Consider the following 17,523-nt stretch of genomic DNA (forward strand, 5'->3'; position numbering starts at 1 on the left):
GGACGATCAACCGGCCAACACGTTGTTCAGGGTTTTGATCAGGGTCTCTTCATCAACCGGCTTGGTCAGGTAGTCCCTGGCGCCCTGGCGGGTGCCCCAGACCTTGTCGGTTTCCTGATCCTTGGTGGTGATGATGATCACCGGGATGTGCCCGGTGTCCGGGTCTTTGGTCAGCTGGCGGGTCGCCTGAAAACCGTTGAGGCCGGGCATGACGATGTCCATCAGCACTGCGTCGGGTTTTTCCTGACGGGCCAGGGCCACGCCGTCGGCACCGTTTTCGGCTTTCAACACTTCGTGACCGTGCTTTTCCAGCATGCCGGTCAGTTTGTACATTTCGGTCGGCGAATCATCGACGATCAGAATACGTGCCATGGTCTTCCCCATTTTTGTCGACGCCGGGCCCGCTGGCCGAGCGTCACTGTGCGTGTCCTACTGCGGCAAAACGGCGGCGAAGCCCGGAACATGGGCCTGGATCGCGCTCAGCAGTTCTTCCTTGCTGAAAGGCTTGGTCAAAAACTGGTCGGAGCCGACGATGCGCCCCTTGGCCTTGTCGAACAGCCCGTCCTTGGACGACAGCATAATCACTGGCGTGGACTTGAACGCACTGTTGTTCTTGATCAAAGCGCAGGTCTGATAGCCATCCAGACGCGGCATCATGATGTCGACAAAGATAATGCCGGGATGATTATCGGCAATCTTGGCCAGCGCATCGAAACCGTCGATGGCCGTAATGACTTCACAACCCACATTCTTCAACAGCGTTTCGGCGGTGCGACGAATCGTCTTCGAATCGTCGATCACCATGACCTTCAAGGCGCTGGAATGCTGATCCATAAATGCTCTACCGTCGCCTTTGCGAATCAAATTGTCCGTTTGGCGGCTCGAAACCCTTAACCTTCAAGGGCCGGCACGACATGGCAGCCTTTTTAGCACAGTCTCCAAATGCAATCTATCGGCCGGTTTTTGCGGTGGTTTTTCCTTGACCGGGAACACACTCAGCGCCACTCTGACGCCACTTTTTCACGTCCATTCGGACCACCCATTTTCGAGGAAAAACCCATGAGCGTTCGCGTCGGGATTGTCATGGATCCTATTGCCAATATTTCCTATAAAAAGGATAGCTCGCTGGCCATGCTGCTGGCTGCGCAGAAGCGCGGCTGGGAACTGTTCTATATGGAACAGCGCGATTTGTACCAGGGCGAAGGTGAAGCACGGGCACGGATGCGCCCACTGAAGGTGTTCGCCAACCCGGAAAAATGGTTCGAACTGGACGCTGAAACCGACGCCCTGCTGAGCGACCTGGACGTGATCCTGATGCGCAAGGATCCGCCGTTCGACATGGAATTCGTTTACTCCACCTACCTGCTGGAGCAAGCCGAGCGCGCCGGCGTGCTGGTGGTCAACAAGCCGCAAAGCCTGCGTGACTGCAACGAAAAGCTGTTCGCCACGCTGTTCCCGCAGTGCACGCCGCCGACCGTGGTCAGCCGTCGCGCCGATGTACTGCGCGAATTCGCCGCCAAGCACGGCGACGTCATCCTCAAGCCACTGGACGGCATGGGCGGCACGTCGATCTTCCGTCACCGTGCTGGCGACCCGAACCTGTCGGTGATTCTGGAAACCCTGACCGCGCTGGGCACCCAGCAGATCATGGGCCAGGCGTACCTGCCGGCAATCAAGGACGGCGACAAGCGCATCCTGATGATCGATGGCGAACCGGTGGATTACTGCCTGGCGCGCATTCCGGCCGCTGGCGAAACCCGTGGCAACCTGGCGGCTGGCGGTCGTGGCGAAGCTCGCCCGTTGACCGACAAGGACCGCTGGATCGCCGCGCAAGTCGGCCCGACCCTGCGTGAAAAAGGCCTGTTGTTTGTAGGTCTGGACGTGATCGGAGAACACCTGACCGAAATCAACGTCACCAGCCCGACCTGCATACGCGAAATCGACAATGCCTTTGGCACCGACATTGGCGACCTGCTGATGGATGCCATCGATCAGAAGCTCAAGGCTCGTTGATATAGAACAGCCAAGGCACGACCAACATTGCGTTATCATGCGCGGCCTGTAAAAAACGCGATGTTGGTTTTCTTGACATGACTCTTCCGTCCGATCTGCCCGCTGAACTCGCCCATCGTGGCGTGCGCCCGGCTGATCGTCTCGGTTTTACTCTGTTTCTTGCGGCGTTGATCCACCTGGCCGTGCTGTTGGGCGTCGGCTTCACGATGGTCGAACCCAAACAGATCAGCAAAACCCTGGAAATCACCCTCGCCACCTTCAAAAGCGAAAAGAAGCCCGAAAAAGCCGATTTCCTTGCCCAGGAAAATCAGCAGGGCAGCGGCACCCTGGATAAAAAGGCTATCCCCAAGACCACCGAGGTCGCGCCGTTCCAGGACAACAAGGTGCAAAAGGTCACACCACCGCCCGCCGCCAAGCCTGAAGTTCAGGAAGCCGCGCCCAAGGCTGCCGTGACCACCGTCGCACCCAAGCCGAAAAAAGCGGCGGCCAAGAACGAAGAGGTCAAACCGCAAACCAAACCCGCGGTGGCTGCACCGACTTTCGACAGTTCCCAGCTGTCCAGCGACATCGCCAGCCTCGAAGCGGAACTGGCCAACGAACAACAGCTGTACGCCAAACGCCCGCGCATCCACCGCTTGAGCGCGGCGTCGACCATGCGCGACAAAGGCGCCTGGTATAAGGACGAATGGCGCAAGAAGGTCGAGCGCATCGGCAACCTCAATTACCCCGACGAAGCCCGACGCCAACAGATTTACGGCAATTTGCGCCTGATGGTTTCGATCAACAGCGATGGCTCGCTGTATGAAGTGCTGGTGCTGGAGTCGTCCGGGCAACCGCTGCTGGACCAGGCGGCGCAGCGGATCGTGAGGCTCGCGGCACCGTTTGCGCCATTTACCGGCGATCTTTCGGACATCGACCGCCTGGAAATCATCCGCACGTGGAAGTTTGCGCGCGGGGACAGACTCTCTAGCAACTGACTGGTATATGACCTGTAGGAGCTGGCTTGCCAGCGAAGGCGTTTTCGACAGCGCTTTCGCTGGCAAGCCAGCGCCTGCAGGAGGATCAATCTCACGCAAACATCCATTCCCCGGCTTGTCAGTTCGCCCCTCCAACGCCACACTATCGCTCATGAAAAACGTCAGCCCCAGCTACCTCAAGCATCACTTCCTGATCGCCATGCCTCACATGGCCGACCCGAACTTTGCGCACACCTTGACCTACATCGTCGAGCACACGGCCAATGGTGCCATGGGGCTGGTGATCAACCGCCCGCAAGACCTGAGTCTGGCTGACATCCTTGAGCAACTGCGCCCGGACATCGAGCCGCCAGCGCTGTGCCGGCATGTGCCGATTTTCATGGGCGGTCCGGTGCAGACGGATCGCGGCTTTGTCCTGCACCCCAAAGGGCAGAGCTATCAGGCGACCGTTGATCTGGAAGGCGAGCTGTCCCTGTCTACCTCTCAAGACGTGCTGTTCGCCATCGCCGACGGCGTGGGTCCGGCGAAAAGCCTGATCGCCTTGGGTTACGCGGGCTGGGAAGCGGGGCAGCTGGATGCCGAACTGGCCCAGAACGCCTGGCTGACCTGCCCGTTCGACGCCGACATCCTGTTCAACACCAGCAGCGAGCTGCGCCTGGAAGCGGCGGCCAAGCATTTGGGCGTCAACCTCAGCCTGCTCACCAGCCAGGCGGGGCACGCCTGATGGCCCTGCGCCTGATTTTGGGTTTTGACTACGGCACCAAACAGATCGGCGTCGCGGTCGGCCAGGTGATTACCGGCCAGGCTCGCGAGTTGTGCACCTTGAAGGCCCAGAACGGCGTTCCCGACTGGAATCAGGTCGAAGCCCTGATTAAAGAGTGGAAACCCGACGCGGTAGTGGTCGGCCTGCCCTTGAACATGGACGGCACCCCGAGCGACATGTGCCTGCGCGCGGAAAAGTTCGCCCGCCGCCTGAACGGTCGTTACAACCTACCCTTCTATACGCACGATGAACGCCTGACCACGTTTGAAGCCAAAAGCGAGCGACGTGATCGGGGCGGGCAAAAAGGCAGTTACCGCGACAACCCGGTGGACGCCATCGCCGCCGCCCTGCTGCTGCAAGGCTGGCTCGACGAAAACACCGCACTGTTCGAGTCCTGAAGTAACGAATCCTCAAGAGCCGCTGCCAGCGACTCTTTATAGCGACAACCCGAGCCACCCCTCAAGCAGCATCGGCTCGGGCCCAAGAAGGAGCAACCATGAGCCTGCCCAATCCCGCCGAACTGATCAGCCAGATGGCGATCCGGCTTGACGCCTACCTGGCCAAACGAGGCATCAGTGAACCGCGCTACATCGGTATTCGTACCGGCGGTGTCTGGGTCGCCCAGGCCTTGCTCAAGGAACTGGGCAGCGACTCGCCGCTCGGCACCCTGGACGTTTCCTTCTACCGCGACGACTTCAGCCAGAGCGGCTTGCACCCTCAGGTTCGCCCGTCTGCGCTACCGTTCGAAATCGAAGGCCAGCACCTGGTGCTGATCGACGACGTGCTCATGAGCGGTCGGACCATCCGCGCGGCCCTGAACGAACTCTTCGACTACGGCCGCCCGGCCAGCGTAACCCTGGTCTGCCTGCTGGACCTGGACGCCGGCGAGTTGCCGATTCGCCCGAACGTGGTGGGCGCGACGCTGTCGCTGGCCGCCCACGAGCGGGTGAAACTGTCCGGCCCCGAGCTCAAGCTTGAACTGCAAGACCTCGCCCTTTAATTCGCCCTATTGAGAGTCCCCTCGCGATGACGCCTCTAGATACCAAGCGCCCGCTGCAGCTCAATGATCAGGGCCAGCTGCGCCACTTCCTCTCCCTCGACGGTTTGCGCCGCGAGCTGCTGACGGAAATCCTCGACACCGCCGACTCGTTCCTCGAAGTCGGCGCCCGTGCGGTGAAGAAAGTCCCGTTGCTGCGCGGCAAGACCGTGTGCAATGTGTTCTTCGAAAACTCCACCCGCACCCGCACCACTTTCGAACTGGCGGCCCAGCGGCTGTCGGCAGACGTGATCACCCTGAACGTGTCGACCTCTTCGGCCAGCAAGGGCGAAACCCTGCTCGACACCCTGCGCAACCTGGAAGCCATGGCCGCCGACATGTTTGTCGTGCGCCATGGTGACTCCGGTGCCGCGCACTTCATCGCCGAGCATGTGTGCCCGCAAGTGGCAATCATCAATGGCGGCGACGGCCGTCACGCGCACCCGACGCAGGGCATGCTCGACATGCTCACCATCCGTCGACACAAGGGCGGCTTCGAAAACCTCTCGGTGGCCATCGTCGGCGACATCCTGCATTCGCGGGTGGCGCGCTCGAACATGCTGGCGCTGAAAACCCTGGGTTGCCCGGACATCCGCGTGATCGCGCCGAAAACCCTGCTGCCGATCGGCATCGAGCAATACGGCGTGAAGGTTTACACCGACATGACCGAAGGCCTGAAAGACGTCGACGTGGTGATCATGCTGCGCCTGCAACGCGAGCGCATGGCCGGCGGCCTGCTGCCGAGCGAAGGTGAGTTCTACCGCCTGTTCGGCCTGACCACCGCACGCCTGGCCGGGGCCAAACCGGACTGCATCGTCATGCACCCAGGGCCGATCAACCGTGGGGTGGAGATTGAGTCGGCGGTGGCCGACGGACCGCACTCGGTGATCCTCAACCAGGTCACCTACGGTATTGCGATTCGTATGGCCGTGCTGTCCATGGCCATGAGCGGGCAGACTGCGCAACGTCAATTCGAGCAGGAGAACGCCCAGTGAAGCTCAGTATTCTCGGCGCCCGCGTGATTGATCCAGCCACTGGTCTGGATAAAGTGACTGACATCCACATTGAAGCCTGCAAGATCGTCGCCCTGGGCGCCGCTCCAATCGGTTTTGTCGCCGTCGACACCCTCGACGCCCAAGGCCTGGTGGCCGCCCCTGGCCTGGTTGACCTGAACGTCGCCCTGCGCGAGCCGGGCTACAGCCGCAAAGGCTCGATCATCAGCGAAACCCGCGCGGCGGCGGCCGGCGGCGTGACCAGTCTGTGCTGCCCGCCGAAAACCAAACCGGTGCTGGACACCTCGGCCGTGGCCGAACTGATCCTCGACCGCGCTCGTGAAGCCGGCAACACCAAAGTCTTCCCGATTGGCGCCCTGAGCAAAGGCCTGGACGGCGAACAGCTTGCAGAGCTCGTTGCCTTGCGCGATGCCGGCTGCGTGGCCTTCGGCAACGGTCTGGAGAGCTTCCGCAACACCCGCACCCTGTGCCGGGCGCTGGAATACGCGGCGACGTTCGACCTGACGGTGATATTCAACTCGCAGGACCATGATCTGGCCGAAGGTGGTTTAGCCCACGAAGGCCCGACTGCCAGTTTCCTTGGCTTGCCGGGCATTCCGGAAACCGCTGAAACCGTGGCCCTGGCCCGGGACCTGTTGCTGGTCGAGCAGAGCGGCGTGCGTGCGCACTTCAGCCAACTCACCAGCGCTCGCGGTGTGGCCCTGATCGCTCAGGCCCAGGCCCGTGGGCTGCCGGTGACCGCCGATGTGGCGTTGTATCAGCTGATCCTCACCGATGAAGCCTTGATCGACTTCAGCAGCCTCTATCACGTCCAGCCGCCACTGCGAACCCGCGCCGACCGCGACGGCCTGCGTGAAGCGGTGAAATCGGGCGTGATCTCAGCCATCTCCAGCCATCACCAACCGCACGAGCGCGATGCCAAACTGGCACCGTTCGGCGCCACTGAGCCCGGTATCAGCAGCGTTGAATTGCTGCTGCCGCTGGCGATGACACTGGTGGAGGATGGCTTGCTGGATCTGCCGACGTTGCTGGCGCGTTTGAGTGCAGGGCCTGCCGAGGCGCTGCGTTTGCCGGCCGGCAAGCTGACGGTGGGTGGGCCGGCGGACATCGTGCTATTCGACCCGACGGCTTCAACCGTTGCAGGTGAAACCTGGTTGTCCAAAGGGGAAAACTGCCCGTTCCTTGGCCATACCCTGCCGGGTGTAGTGCGCTACACACTGGTGGATGGGCGGATTAGCCACCAGGTTTGAGACCGCGTCGCTACAATCGCGAGCAAGCTATTCTCCTACGGGATTGTGTATGAACACCCTGTAGGAGCATGGCTTGCCAGCGATGGCTTACTGGAAAGCGCCTCTGTTCTGCACATTACGCACGGAAACCTGGTCATTCAGCGTCCAGAAGTCATATAACACCCCGACAAAGAACAACCCGCCCGTCACCAGGTACAGCAACCCGCTGATCCACTTCCCCTGATACATCCGATGTACGCCGAACACCCCGAGAAACGTCAGCAGAATCCACGCCACGTTGTATTCGATAGGCCCAGCGGTGAACCGAAGGTCAGCTTCGCGGTCCATTGCCGGGATCAGAAACAGGTCGATCAGCCAGCCAATCCCCAGCAAGCCAAAGGTGAAGAACCAGATCGTCCCGGTGACCGGTTTGCCGTAATAGAAGCGGTGAGCGCCGGTAAAACCGAAAATCCACAGCAGATAACCAATCACTTTGCTGTGCGTATCTTGATGCGCGGCGGACTGTTGATAGCTGTTCATTAAGGACCTCGACTCACACGATAGATAAATATTCTTTAAATCTTTGTGACTTTTTTACAGGTTGCCGACGTATGGCAAATGCTACCGTGGCTCCCGTCAAAGCCTTATAACACCTGACTTCTGTCCGACAATTGCGGCAATCTGCCGCTTCTTTGGTTCCATTGCCACCCTGTTGAATCGACCAACGGCCTCGGAAGGGCAAAAAAAGCTGTTATAAAGTTGCGCGTTCACCCATACGAGCCCTGCCTAATGCGTCCATTTTTCAAGACATGGCTAACCATTTGCCTTTTGATGCCACTGGCCGCCCACGCCACCAATCGTGAGCAACGTCTTCCAAACGTTAATGGTTACACCCAAAAATCCCATGTTTCTGCTCCTACCAGCAAAAACAAACAAACAGCAAAAAATTCGACCCCGCTGAGCGACAAAAGCAAACTTGTACCGCCAATGGCGAGCAAGGAAAGCAGCAACGTGCTGAGCCGCGCCGTAAACGTCCTCGGTACTCCTTATCGTTGGGGCGGCAGCAGCCCAAGTAAAGGGTTCGACTGCAGTGGCCTGGTGAAATATGCGTTTAACGACACCACGTTTGACCTGCCGCGCACCTCCAATGCCATGGCCAGCGGTCATGGCGAGAAAATCGATCGCGACGACCTGAAGCCGGGCGACCTGATTTTCTTCAACATCAAGAGCCGTCGGGTCAATCACGTTGCCATCTACCTGGGCAACGACCGCTTCATCCACGCACCACGCCGTGGCAAGTCGGTGAGCATCGATACGCTGAAGAAGCCGTATTGGGAAAAACACTACGTGGTTGCCAAGCGGGTTCTGCCTAAAGAGCAGAATCAGATGCGCGTCGCTCAGCGTTGATTTAAGTACCTGAGATTTGTTTTGATTTTGCTGGCCCCTTCGCGGGCAAGCCTCGCTCCTACAGGATTTATGCGATCCCTGTAGGAGCGAGGCTTGCCCGCGAAGGCGTTTCTGGATCCGTCAAAAATTATCCGGCGACCGCGCCTTCTCCCGCGCATGCTCGCGACTGATCAAGCCCTTGGTCACCAACTCCTTCAAGCACATATCCAGCGTCTGCATCCCCAGGTTCCCACCGGTCTGAATCGACGAGTACATCTGCGCGACCTTGTCTTCGCGGATCAGGTTACGAATCGCCGATGTCCCGAGCATGATCTCGTGCGCCGCAATCCGCCCGCCGCCGATCTTCTTCACCAGTGTCTGCGACACCACCGCCAGTAACGACTCGGACAGCATCGAGCGAACCATCGACTTTTCATCCCCCGGAAACACATCCACCACCCGGTCGATGGTTTTCGCCGCTGATGTGGTGTGCAGCGTGCCGAACACCAGATGCCCGGTCTCGGCGGCGGTCAGCGCCAGGCGAATGGTCTCCAGGTCACGCATCTCCCCCACCAGGATCACGTCCGGGTCTTCACGCAACGCCGAACGCAAGGCGGTCGCAAAGCTGCGCGTATCGCGATGGACTTCGCGCTGGTTGATCAGGCATTTGCGCGATTCGTGGACGAACTCGATCGGGTCTTCGATGGTGAGGATGTGGTGATGGCGATGGTTGTTCAGGTAATCGATCATCGCCGCGAGGGTGGTGGACTTGCCGGAGCCGGTCGGGCCGGTCACCAGCACCAGCCCGCGTGGCGCTTCGGTTATTTTGCGAAACACCTCGCCCATGCCCAGGTCGTCCATGCTCAGGACCTTCGATGGAATGGTCCGGAACACGGCGCCTGCGCCACGATTCTGGTTAAAGGCGTTGACCCGGAAACGCGCCACACCGGGCACTTCAAAGGAGAAATCGGTTTCCAGGTGTTTCTCGAAGTCCACCCGCTGGGTGTCGTTCATGATGTCGAAGATCAGCGTTTGCACCTGTTTGTGGTCCAGGGCCGGCACGTTGATGCGTCGCACATCGCCGTCGACGCGGATCATCGGGGGCAGGCCGGCGGACAAGTGCAGGTCGGACGCGCCCTGTTTAGCGCTGAATGCCAGCAGCTCAGTGATATCCATAGCGCCCCTCAATTCCAGTAGAATGCCGCGAACCTTCAGACCGCTGGCGCACATTGAATGTCCACGATAGCAGACAACATTGCTCAGGTAAGTTCACGCATTCGTGCCGCCGCCCTGGCCACTCAGCGCGATGAGCACAGCGTTCAGCTGCTGGCCGTGAGCAAGACCAAACCCGCCGAGGCCCTGCGTGAAGCGTACGCCGCCGGCTTGCGTGACTTTGGCGAGAACTACCTGCAGGAGGCCTTGGGCAAACAGCTCGAGTTGGCCGACCTGCCCTTGATCTGGCACTTCATCGGCCCCATTCAATCGAACAAGACTCGCGCTATCGCCGAGCACTTCGCTTGGGTGCATTCCGTGGATCGATTGAAAATCGCACAACGCCTGTCCGAACAACGACCAGCCGATTTGCCGCCCCTGAACATCTGCATCCAGGTCAACGTCAGCGGTGAAGCCAGCAAATCCGGCTGCACCCCGGCCGACCTGCCGGCCCTGGCCAAGGCCATCAGCGAATTGCCGCGCCTTACGTTGCGCGGGTTGATGGCGATTCCCGAGCCGACGGATGATCGTGCTGAACAAGATGCCGCTTTTGCTGCTGTGCAAAATCTGCAAGCCAGCCTGAACCTGCCGCTCGACACACTTTCCATGGGCATGAGCCATGACCTCGAATCGGCCATTGCCCAAGGCGCCACCTGGGTCCGCATCGGTACGGCCCTGTTTGGTGCCCGCGACTACAGCCAGCCTTGACCACTTTCTTTTCTAAGGACCTGACATGAGCAAAACTCGTATTGCCTTTATCGGTGCCGGCAACATGGCCGCCAGCCTGATCGGCGGCCTGCGCGCCAAAGGTCTGGACGCCTCGCAAATCCGCGCCAGCGATCCGGGTGTTGAAACCCGCACCAAAGTGGCTGCCGAACATGGCATCGAAGTCTTCGCCGACAACGCCGACGCCATCCAGGACGCCAACGTCGTCGTATTGGCGGTCAAACCCCAAGCGATGAAAGCCGTGTGCGAAGCGATTCGCCCGAGCTTGAAGCCGAATCAACTGGTGGTGTCGATTGCCGCTGGCATCACCTGCGCCAGCATGAACAACTGGCTCGGCGCCCAGCCGATCGTGCGCTGCATGCCCAACACCCCGGCGCTGCTGCGTCAGGGCGTGAGCGGTTTGTATGCCACCGCCGAAGTGAACGCCGAACAGCGCCAGCAGGCGCAAGAGCTGCTGTCCGCCGTGGGCATCGCCCTGTGGCTGAACGAAGAACAGCAGCTGGATGCGGTTACCGCCGTGTCCGGCTCCGGTCCGGCGTACTTTTTCCTGCTGATCGAAGCCATGACCGCCGCTGGCGTCAAGCTCGGCCTGCCAGCGGACATCGCCGCACAACTGACCCTGCAAACCGCGCTGGGCGCCGCACACATGGCGGTCGCCAGCGATGTCGATGCCGCTGAACTGCGTCGTCGTGTAACGTCGCCTGCTGGCACCACGGAAGCCGCGATCAAGTCGTTCCAGGCCGGTGGCTTCGAAGCCCTGGTCGAAACAGCACTCGGCGCCGCCGCGCATCGCTCGGCCGAGATGGCTGAGCAACTCGGTCGCTAATCAGCTCTTACAAAGGAATCAAAGATGCTCGGACTCAATGACGCTGCCATTTTCATCATTAAAACCCTTGGCAGCCTGTACCTGCTGATCGTACTGATGCGCTTCATCCTGCAACTGGTTCGCGCGAATTTTTACAACCCGCTCTGCCAGTTCATCGTCAAAGCCACGCAACCGCTACTCAAGCCACTGCGTCGGGTGATCCCGAGCATGTTCGGGCTGGACATGTCGTCATTGGTGCTGGCGCTGATCGTGCAGATGGTGCTGATCGCCGTCATCCTGGCGCTCAAAGGCTTCATGGTCGACTGGCTACTGTTGGTGCCGTGGGCTCTGATCGCGCTGTTCTCGCTGTTTTTGAACATTCTGTTCTACGCAATGATCATCAGTGTGATTCTGTCCTGGGTCGCACCAGGCAGCCACAATCCCGGCGCCGAGCTTGTCGCGCAGATTACTGAACCGGTACTCGCGCCGTTCCGCCGGATCATCCCGAACCTGGGCGGTCTCGACATTTCGCCGATCTTTGCGTTCATCGTGATCCAGTTGCTGCAAAGCTGGCTGATCCCGCGCCTGGCGTATTTCGCTTTCATGCCGCAAGGGCTGCTCGGCCTGATCTGATGAGTTACTTTCGCTGGGACGGTGACGACCTGATTCTGGAGTGTCACCTGCAACCGGCGGCCCGCAGTGATGATTTCTGCGGGCTGCACGGGGATCGCCTGAAGATCCGCCTGACCGCGCCGCCGGTTGAAGGCAAGGCCAATGCATATCTGATGGCGTTTCTGGCCAAGGCCTTTGGGGTGTCCAAGAGCCAGGTCAGCTTGATCAGCGGTGAGTTGAACCGGCAGAAACGGGTGCGGATCTGTTCGCCGAAGAAACTGCCGGAGTTGCCTGATCTGGTGCGTCCGGCAGGTTGACCGCTTCATCGTTCATCGCGGGCAAGCCCGGCTCCCACATTGGAATGCGTTCCCCTGTGGGAGCGTGGCTTGCCCGCGATGGCCGCACCTCGGTCTGACAGGAAAAATCAGCTCGGGCCTTTGCTTGCCGCTAACCCCACCGGTCTTTAGACTTACGCCTCATTTCAACGAGAGCAGGGTCGATGCCAACTGCCTTTCCCCCCGATTCTGTTGGTCTGGTGACGCCGCAAGTGGCGCACTTCAGCGAACCCCTGGCCCTGGCCTGCGGGCGTTCGCTTCCAGCGTATGACTTGATCTACGAAACCTACGGCACGCTGAACGCCACGGCGAGCAACGCCGTGCTGATTTGCCACGCGTTGTCCGGCCACCATCACGCTGCCGGTTTTCACAGCCCCGACGACCGCAAACCCGGTTGGTGGGACAGCTGCATCGGCCCCGGCAAACCGATCGACACCAACAAATTCTTCGTGGTCAGTCTGAACAACCTCGGCGGTTGCAACGGTTCAACTGGCCCGAGCAGCATCAACCCGGACACCGGCAAGCCCTTCGGTGCCGATTTCCCGGTGTTGACCGTGGAAGACTGGGTGCACAGCCAGGCGCGTCTGGCCGACCGCATCGGCATCAGCCAATGGGCGGCCGTGATTGGCGGCAGCCTCGGCGGCATGCAGGCGATGCAATGGAGCATCACCTACCCGGATCGCATTCGGCACTGCCTGGCCATTGCCTCGGCCCCCAAGCTGTCGGCGCAGAACATCGCTTTCAACGAAGTGGCACGCCAGGCCATCCTCACCGACCCCGAGTTTCACGGCGGTTCGTTCCAGGAAGCGGGCGTGATCCCCAAGCGCGGCTTGATGCTCGCGCGGATGGTCGGGCACATCACCTACCTGTCCGACGACTCCATGGGCGAGAAATTCGGCCGGGGCCTGAAGAGCGAAAAGCTCAACTACGACTTCCACAGCGTCGAGTTCCAGGTCGAAAGCTACCTGCGCTATCAGGGCGAAGAGTTCTCCGGGCGGTTCGACGCCAACACTTATTTGCTGATGACCAAAGCGCTGGACTACTTCGACCCGGCAGCGAACTTCGACGATGACCTGGCGAAAACCTTCGCCAACGCTCAAGCCAAGTTCTGCGTGATGTCTTTCACCACCGACTGGCGCTTCTCCCCTGCCCGCTCGCGGGAACTGGTGGACGCGTTGATGGCCGCCAAGAAAGACGTCTGCTACCTCGAGATCGATGCTCCGCAAGGCCATGACGCCTTCCTGATTCCGATCCCGCGGTACTTGCAGGCATTCAGCAATTACATGAACCGCATTACGTTGTGAGAAAGCCATGAGAGCTGATCTGGAAATCATCCAGGAATGGATCCCCGCCGGCAGCCGTGTGCTTGACCTCGGCTGCGGTGATGGCGAACTGCTGACCTGGCTGCGCGATAACAAGCAAGTGACCGGCTACGGCCTGGAAAATGACCCGGACAACATCGCCGAGTGCGTCGCCAAAGGCATCAACGTCATCGAGCAGGACCTGGACAAGGGCCTGGGCAACTTCGCCAGCAACAGCTTCGACGTCGTGGTCATGACCCAGGCGCTGCAAGCGGTGCACTACCCGGACAAGATCCTCGATGAAATGCTGCGGGTCGGCCGCCAGTGCATCATCACCTTTCCCAACTTCGGTCACTGGCGTTGCCGCTGGTACCTGGCGAGCAAGGGTCGGATGCCCGTTTCCGAGTTCCTGCCGTACACCTGGTACAACACGCCAAACATTCACTTCTGCACTTTTGCGGACTTTGAAGCCTTGTGCCTCGAACGTGAAGCCAGGGTCATTGATCGGCTGGCCGTGGATCAACAGCATCGGCACGGGTGGGCCAGCAAGCTATGGCCTAATCTGTTAGGCGAGATCGGTATTTATCGCGTCAGCAGCCCAGGACTTGCAGACCATAAGGTCGCGGTCTGACCCGCCCCCATTCCGAGGAGAACGATCATGGTTCGTCTAGCACTGTTTCTACTCACTGCCTGTTTGAGCGTCACCACTTTTGCCGCTGACACGATCAATCCCAAGCGCGAACAAACATTTGGTGACGTGACGGTGTACTACAACACCTTCAACTCAACGTTCCTGACACCGGACATCGCCAAAGCGAACGAACTGGTGCGTAGTCCAAATCTGGGCCTGATCAACGTTACGGTGATAAAGGATGAAAAGCCCCTGATGGCGCAGGTCAGCGGCACAGTCAAGGATCTGACCAGCCAGAGCGTGCCACTGAATTTCAGACAAATTACCGAAAAGGGCGCTATCTACTACATCGCTCAGTACCCGGTGCCCCAGACGGAAACCCGCACCTTCGACATCAAGGTGCAGATCGGTGACAAAATCAACACCATCAATTTCAACCAAGAGATTTTCCCAGGCCAATGATCAACTTCACACAGCTCGTACTGGCCAGCCACAACGCCGGCAAGCTCAAGGAGCTCCAGGCCATGCTTGGCCACTCGGTGCAACTGCGCTCGATCGGCGAGTTCAGCACGGTCGAGCCTGAAGAAACCGGCCTGTCGTTCGTCGAAAACGCCATCCTCAAGGCCCGCAATGCCGCGCGCATTTCCGGCTTGCCGGCGCTGGCGGACGATTCCGGACTGGCGGTGGATTTCCTCGGCGGTGCGCCAGGGATCTACTCGGCTCGTTATGCGGATGGCCAGGGCGATGCGGCGAACAACGCCAAACTGCTCGACGTCTTGAAAGACGTGCCTGAAGCCGAGCGCGGCGCGCAGTTCGTCTGCGTCCTGGCATTGGTGCGCCACGCCGACGATCCATTGCCGATCCTCTGCGAAGGCCTGTGGCACGGGCGCATTCTACCGGCGGCCAGTGGTGAGCACGGGTTTGGTTACGATCCGCTGTTCTGGGTACCGGAGCGCGATTGCTCCAGCGCCGAACTGAGCCCGAGCGACAAGAACCTCATCAGCCACCGCGCCCGTGCAATGGATTTGCTGCGCCAGCGTCTGGGCCTGAAATGAGCCACGACTCATCCGCGTCACCGCTGATCTTCGGCGGCGACGCCCAATCGCCACGGGCGGCGCTGCCCGTGTTGCCGCCCCTGGCGTTGTACATCCACATCCCGTGGTGTGTGCGCAAATGTCCTTATTGCGACTTCAACTCCCACACCGCCAGCCCGGTGCTGCCGGAAGAAGAGTACGTCGACGCGCTGCTGGCTGACCTCGACCAGGATCTGCACGCGGTGTATGGCCGTGAACTGAGTTCTATCTTCTTCGGTGGCGGCACGCCGAGCTTGTTCAGTGCCGAAGCCTTGGGCCGCTTGCTCAAAGGTGTTGAACAGCGCATTCCGTTTGCCAGCGATATCGAAATCACTCTGGAAGCCAATCCGGGGACGTTCGAGCAAGAGAAGTTTGTCGCTTACCGCGCCTTGGGCATCAATCGCCTGTCGATTGGCATCCAGAGCTTTCAGGAAGAAAAACTCAAGGCATTGGGGCGGATTCACAACGGTGACGAAGCGATGCGTGCCGCCGGCATGGCGCGCCAGGCCGGCTTCGACAACTTCAACCTGGACTTGATGCACGGTTTGCCCGACCAGTCGCTGGACGACGCGCTGAGCGACCTGCGCCAGGCTATCGCTCTGAAACCGACCCATTTGTCCTGGTACCAGCTGACGCTGGAGCCGAACACGGTGTTCTGGAACCAGCCGCCGACGCTGCCGGAAGACGACACGTTGTGGGACATTCAGGAAGCGGGTCAGGCACTGCTCGCCGAACACGGTTACGCGCAATACGAAGTCTCGGCTTACGCCCAGTCTGGTCGCCCGGCGCGGCATAACCTCAATTACTGGAGCTTCGGCGACTTCATCGGCATTGGCGCCGGCGCCCACGGCAAGCTCAGCCATCCGGACGGGCGCATCGTGCGTACCTGGAAGACGCGTTTGCCCAAGGACTACCTCAACCCGGCCAAAAGCTTCAAGGCTGGCGAGAAAGCACTGACCAACAATGAACTGCCGTTCGAGTTCCTGATGAACGCGCTGCGCCTGACCGAGGGCGTCGAATCACGGCTGTATCCGCAGCGCACCGGGCTGAACCTGGAAAGCCTCGCCGAAGGCCGTCGCGAAGCCGAACAAAGTGGCTTGTTGCAGGTCGAACCGACACGTCTGGCGGCCAGCGAGCGCGGACAGCTGTTTCTCAATGACTTGCTGCAAAAATTTCTGAGCTGATTTCAGCACTAAGGGAAAACGAATGGATTTGATACTCGACCTGCTCGCCACCGTGTCCCGCTGGAGCCGCAGCAACTTAGCGGAAATCGCCCTGGCCTTGGTGGGCTGTCTGCTGGTGCTGTTCGGTTCGGATTTCAAAGGCTGGGTCGAGCAACGCCTGGGCAGCATTGCCGGCGCCCTGCGCGTCCCACTGATGGCCCTGCTGTGCATGATCGGCAGCGGCGCCGCGTTGATCTACGTCACGCCGTGGATCGTCAAAGGCCTGGGCCAGTTCAACAACTACAGCCTGGCGCCAGTGTTGTTGGTGGTGCTGGTGCTGATCGGCGTAGTCGCCGACCGCCGCTGATCTTTGGCTACACCCAAAACAACTGTAAGAGCCGAGCTTGCTCCGGGCGGCGTTCCGACGAAGAGGCCATAACATTCAACATTTATGCTGACTGTTAAGCCGCCATCGCGAGCAAGCTCGGCTCCTACAGTTTTTACAGCGTCACAGCTCAGGACTGTTTTTCGAACTTCAGGTCCCACACGCCATGCCCAAGCCGTTCGCCGCGGCGTTCAAACTTGGTGATCGGGCGTTCGGGCGGGCGCGGCACGCACTTGCCGTCTTCGGCGAGGTTGCGATATCCCGGTGCGACGTTCATCACTTCCAGCATGTACTCGGCGTATGGTTCCCAGTCGGTGGCCATGTGCAGCACACCGCCGACCTTCAACTTGCTGCGCACCAGTTCGGCGAATGACGCCTGAACGATACGGCGCTTGTGGTGACGGCTCTTGTGCCACGGGTCCGGGAAAAACAGCATCAGGCGATCAAGGCTGTTGTCGGCGATGCAGCGATTGAGCACTTCAATCGCGTCGCAATCGTAAACCCGCAGGTTGGTCAGGCCCTGTGTCAGCACGCCATTGAGCAGCGCGCCAACACCTGGACGGTGAACTTCCACGCCAATGAAATCCTGTTCCGGCGAGGCCGCGGCCATTTCCAGCAGCGAATGGCCCATGCCGAAACCGATTTCCAGCGAGCGCGGCGCCGAGCGGCCGAACACCTGATCGAAGTCTACCGGCGCGTCGGCCAGCGGCAGCACAAACAGCGGCGTGCCCTGCTCCAGACCTTTTTGCTGGCCTTCAGTCATGCGTCCGGCGCGCATCACAAAACTCTTGATGCGGCGGTGTTGGCGCTCTTCGCCTTCTTCCGTCTGGATTGGCGTGTCGTTTGATTCAGTCATCAATGGC

At 60.1% G+C, this 17,523-nt stretch carries 23 protein-coding genes; 18 read left to right on the forward strand and 5 right to left on the reverse strand.

Going from position 1 to position 17,523, the window contains the following annotated elements; translation table 11 throughout:
* Positions 1 to 6: 6 nt before the first annotated feature.
* Both pilH and pilG read right to left on the reverse strand, forming a co-directional pair.
* The gene (pilH, locus tag ACA048_RS27585; RefSeq protein WP_060542929.1) at positions 7 to 372 is read right to left on the reverse strand and encodes a twitching motility response regulator PilH; all 366 of its coding nucleotides are present in this window, start codon (positions 370 to 372) and stop codon (positions 7 to 9) included.
* 57 nt (positions 373 to 429) lie between these two features.
* Complete coding sequence (gene pilG / locus ACA048_RS27590; protein ID WP_223518062.1) at positions 430 to 834, reverse strand: twitching motility response regulator PilG; 405 nt, start codon at positions 832 to 834, stop codon at positions 430 to 432.
* A 225-nt stretch (positions 835 to 1,059) separates the two neighbouring features.
* Here pilG and gshB point away from each other — a divergent pair, with 225 nt between their 5' ends.
* From gshB to ACA048_RS27625, 7 genes are all read left to right on the forward strand, one after another.
* Complete coding sequence (gshB, locus tag ACA048_RS27595; RefSeq protein WP_497627084.1) at positions 1,060 to 2,013, forward strand: glutathione synthase; 954 nt, start codon at positions 1,060 to 1,062, stop codon at positions 2,011 to 2,013.
* A 77-nt stretch (positions 2,014 to 2,090) separates the two neighbouring features.
* The gene (locus tag ACA048_RS27600; protein WP_497627085.1) at positions 2,091 to 2,990 is read left to right on the forward strand and encodes a TonB family protein; all 900 of its coding nucleotides are present in this window, start codon (positions 2,091 to 2,093) and stop codon (positions 2,988 to 2,990) included.
* A gap of 151 nt (positions 2,991 to 3,141) precedes the next feature.
* Positions 3,142 to 3,714 carry a YqgE/AlgH family protein gene (locus ACA048_RS27605; RefSeq protein WP_497627086.1) on the forward strand — a complete coding sequence of 191 codons (573 nt, stop codon included), beginning with the start codon at positions 3,142 to 3,144 and terminating at the stop codon, positions 3,712 to 3,714.
* Positions 3,714 to 4,151 (forward strand): Holliday junction resolvase RuvX, encoded by a 438-nt coding sequence (gene ruvX, locus ACA048_RS27610; RefSeq protein ID WP_497627087.1) that lies wholly within the window; start codon positions 3,714 to 3,716, stop codon positions 4,149 to 4,151. Before ACA048_RS27605 ends, ruvX begins: the two co-directional genes overlap by 1 nt.
* 98 nt (positions 4,152 to 4,249) lie before the next feature.
* Positions 4,250 to 4,753, forward strand: coding sequence for a bifunctional pyr operon transcriptional regulator/uracil phosphoribosyltransferase PyrR (gene pyrR / locus ACA048_RS27615; protein WP_497627088.1), 504 nt, complete (start codon positions 4,250 to 4,252; stop codon positions 4,751 to 4,753).
* Between the two features lie 26 nt (positions 4,754 to 4,779).
* A complete protein-coding gene (locus ACA048_RS27620; RefSeq protein WP_046029744.1) occupies positions 4,780 to 5,784 on the forward strand; it encodes an aspartate carbamoyltransferase catalytic subunit in 1,005 nt (334 codons plus the stop codon).
* Positions 5,781 to 7,052, forward strand: coding sequence for a dihydroorotase (locus tag ACA048_RS27625; protein WP_497627089.1), 1,272 nt, complete (start codon positions 5,781 to 5,783; stop codon positions 7,050 to 7,052). Before ACA048_RS27620 ends, ACA048_RS27625 begins: the two co-directional genes overlap by 4 nt.
* A gap of 87 nt (positions 7,053 to 7,139) precedes the next feature.
* Here ACA048_RS27625 and ACA048_RS27630 read toward each other — a convergent pair whose 3' ends face one another.
* A complete protein-coding gene (locus tag ACA048_RS27630) occupies positions 7,140 to 7,571 on the reverse strand; it encodes an NINE protein (RefSeq protein WP_497627090.1) in 432 nt (143 codons plus the stop codon).
* A gap of 249 nt (positions 7,572 to 7,820) precedes the next feature.
* Here ACA048_RS27630 and ACA048_RS27635 point away from each other — a divergent pair, with 249 nt between their 5' ends.
* Complete coding sequence (locus ACA048_RS27635) at positions 7,821 to 8,438, forward strand: C40 family peptidase (RefSeq protein ID WP_497627091.1); 618 nt, start codon at positions 7,821 to 7,823, stop codon at positions 8,436 to 8,438.
* Positions 8,439 to 8,558: 120 nt separating this feature from the next.
* Here ACA048_RS27635 and ACA048_RS27640 read toward each other — a convergent pair whose 3' ends face one another.
* Positions 8,559 to 9,593, reverse strand: a complete 1,035-nt coding sequence (locus tag ACA048_RS27640) for a type IV pilus twitching motility protein PilT (RefSeq protein WP_497627092.1) — start codon at positions 9,591 to 9,593, stop codon at positions 8,559 to 8,561.
* 57 nt (positions 9,594 to 9,650) lie between these two features.
* Between ACA048_RS27640 and ACA048_RS27645 the strand changes: the two genes are divergently transcribed.
* From ACA048_RS27645 to ACA048_RS27690, 10 genes are all read left to right on the forward strand, one after another.
* Positions 9,651 to 10,337, forward strand: a complete 687-nt coding sequence (locus tag ACA048_RS27645) for a YggS family pyridoxal phosphate-dependent enzyme (protein ID WP_497627093.1) — start codon at positions 9,651 to 9,653, stop codon at positions 10,335 to 10,337.
* Between the two features lie 25 nt (positions 10,338 to 10,362).
* On the forward strand, positions 10,363 to 11,181 hold the full coding sequence (gene proC / locus ACA048_RS27650; protein WP_223518026.1) for a pyrroline-5-carboxylate reductase: 819 nt from the start codon (positions 10,363 to 10,365) through the stop codon (positions 11,179 to 11,181).
* Between the two features lie 24 nt (positions 11,182 to 11,205).
* A complete protein-coding gene (locus tag ACA048_RS27655) occupies positions 11,206 to 11,793 on the forward strand; it encodes a YggT family protein (RefSeq protein WP_497627094.1) in 588 nt (195 codons plus the stop codon).
* The gene (locus tag ACA048_RS27660; RefSeq protein WP_149659730.1) at positions 11,793 to 12,089 is read left to right on the forward strand and encodes a DUF167 domain-containing protein; all 297 of its coding nucleotides are present in this window, start codon (positions 11,793 to 11,795) and stop codon (positions 12,087 to 12,089) included. Before ACA048_RS27655 ends, ACA048_RS27660 begins: the two co-directional genes overlap by 1 nt.
* 182 nt (positions 12,090 to 12,271) lie before the next feature.
* Entirely contained in the window at positions 12,272 to 13,411 is a 1,140-nt protein-coding gene (gene metX, locus ACA048_RS27665) for a homoserine O-succinyltransferase MetX (protein ID WP_497627095.1), read from the forward strand.
* Positions 13,412 to 13,418: 7 nt separating this feature from the next.
* The gene (metW, locus tag ACA048_RS27670; protein WP_497627096.1) at positions 13,419 to 14,039 is read left to right on the forward strand and encodes a methionine biosynthesis protein MetW; all 621 of its coding nucleotides are present in this window, start codon (positions 13,419 to 13,421) and stop codon (positions 14,037 to 14,039) included.
* Positions 14,040 to 14,066: 27 nt separating this feature from the next.
* Complete coding sequence (locus ACA048_RS27675; protein ID WP_497627097.1) at positions 14,067 to 14,501, forward strand: DUF4426 domain-containing protein; 435 nt, start codon at positions 14,067 to 14,069, stop codon at positions 14,499 to 14,501.
* Positions 14,498 to 15,094: an RdgB/HAM1 family non-canonical purine NTP pyrophosphatase gene (gene rdgB, locus ACA048_RS27680; protein ID WP_497627098.1), complete on the forward strand. Its 597-nt coding sequence runs from the start codon at positions 14,498 to 14,500 to the stop codon at positions 15,092 to 15,094. Before ACA048_RS27675 ends, rdgB begins: the two co-directional genes overlap by 4 nt.
* Complete coding sequence (gene hemW / locus ACA048_RS27685) at positions 15,091 to 16,296, forward strand: radical SAM family heme chaperone HemW (protein WP_497627099.1); 1,206 nt, start codon at positions 15,091 to 15,093, stop codon at positions 16,294 to 16,296. Before rdgB ends, hemW begins: the two co-directional genes overlap by 4 nt.
* 22 nt (positions 16,297 to 16,318) lie before the next feature.
* Positions 16,319 to 16,642 carry a DUF3392 domain-containing protein gene (locus ACA048_RS27690; protein WP_497627100.1) on the forward strand — a complete coding sequence of 108 codons (324 nt, stop codon included), beginning with the start codon at positions 16,319 to 16,321 and terminating at the stop codon, positions 16,640 to 16,642.
* A 148-nt stretch (positions 16,643 to 16,790) separates the two neighbouring features.
* Here ACA048_RS27690 and trmB read toward each other — a convergent pair whose 3' ends face one another.
* The gene (gene trmB / locus ACA048_RS27695; protein WP_497627101.1) at positions 16,791 to 17,516 is read right to left on the reverse strand and encodes a tRNA (guanosine(46)-N7)-methyltransferase TrmB; all 726 of its coding nucleotides are present in this window, start codon (positions 17,514 to 17,516) and stop codon (positions 16,791 to 16,793) included.
* Positions 17,517 to 17,523: the final 7 nt, after the last annotated feature.

It is taken from the genome of Pseudomonas sp. LBUM1659, from assembly GCF_059716045.1.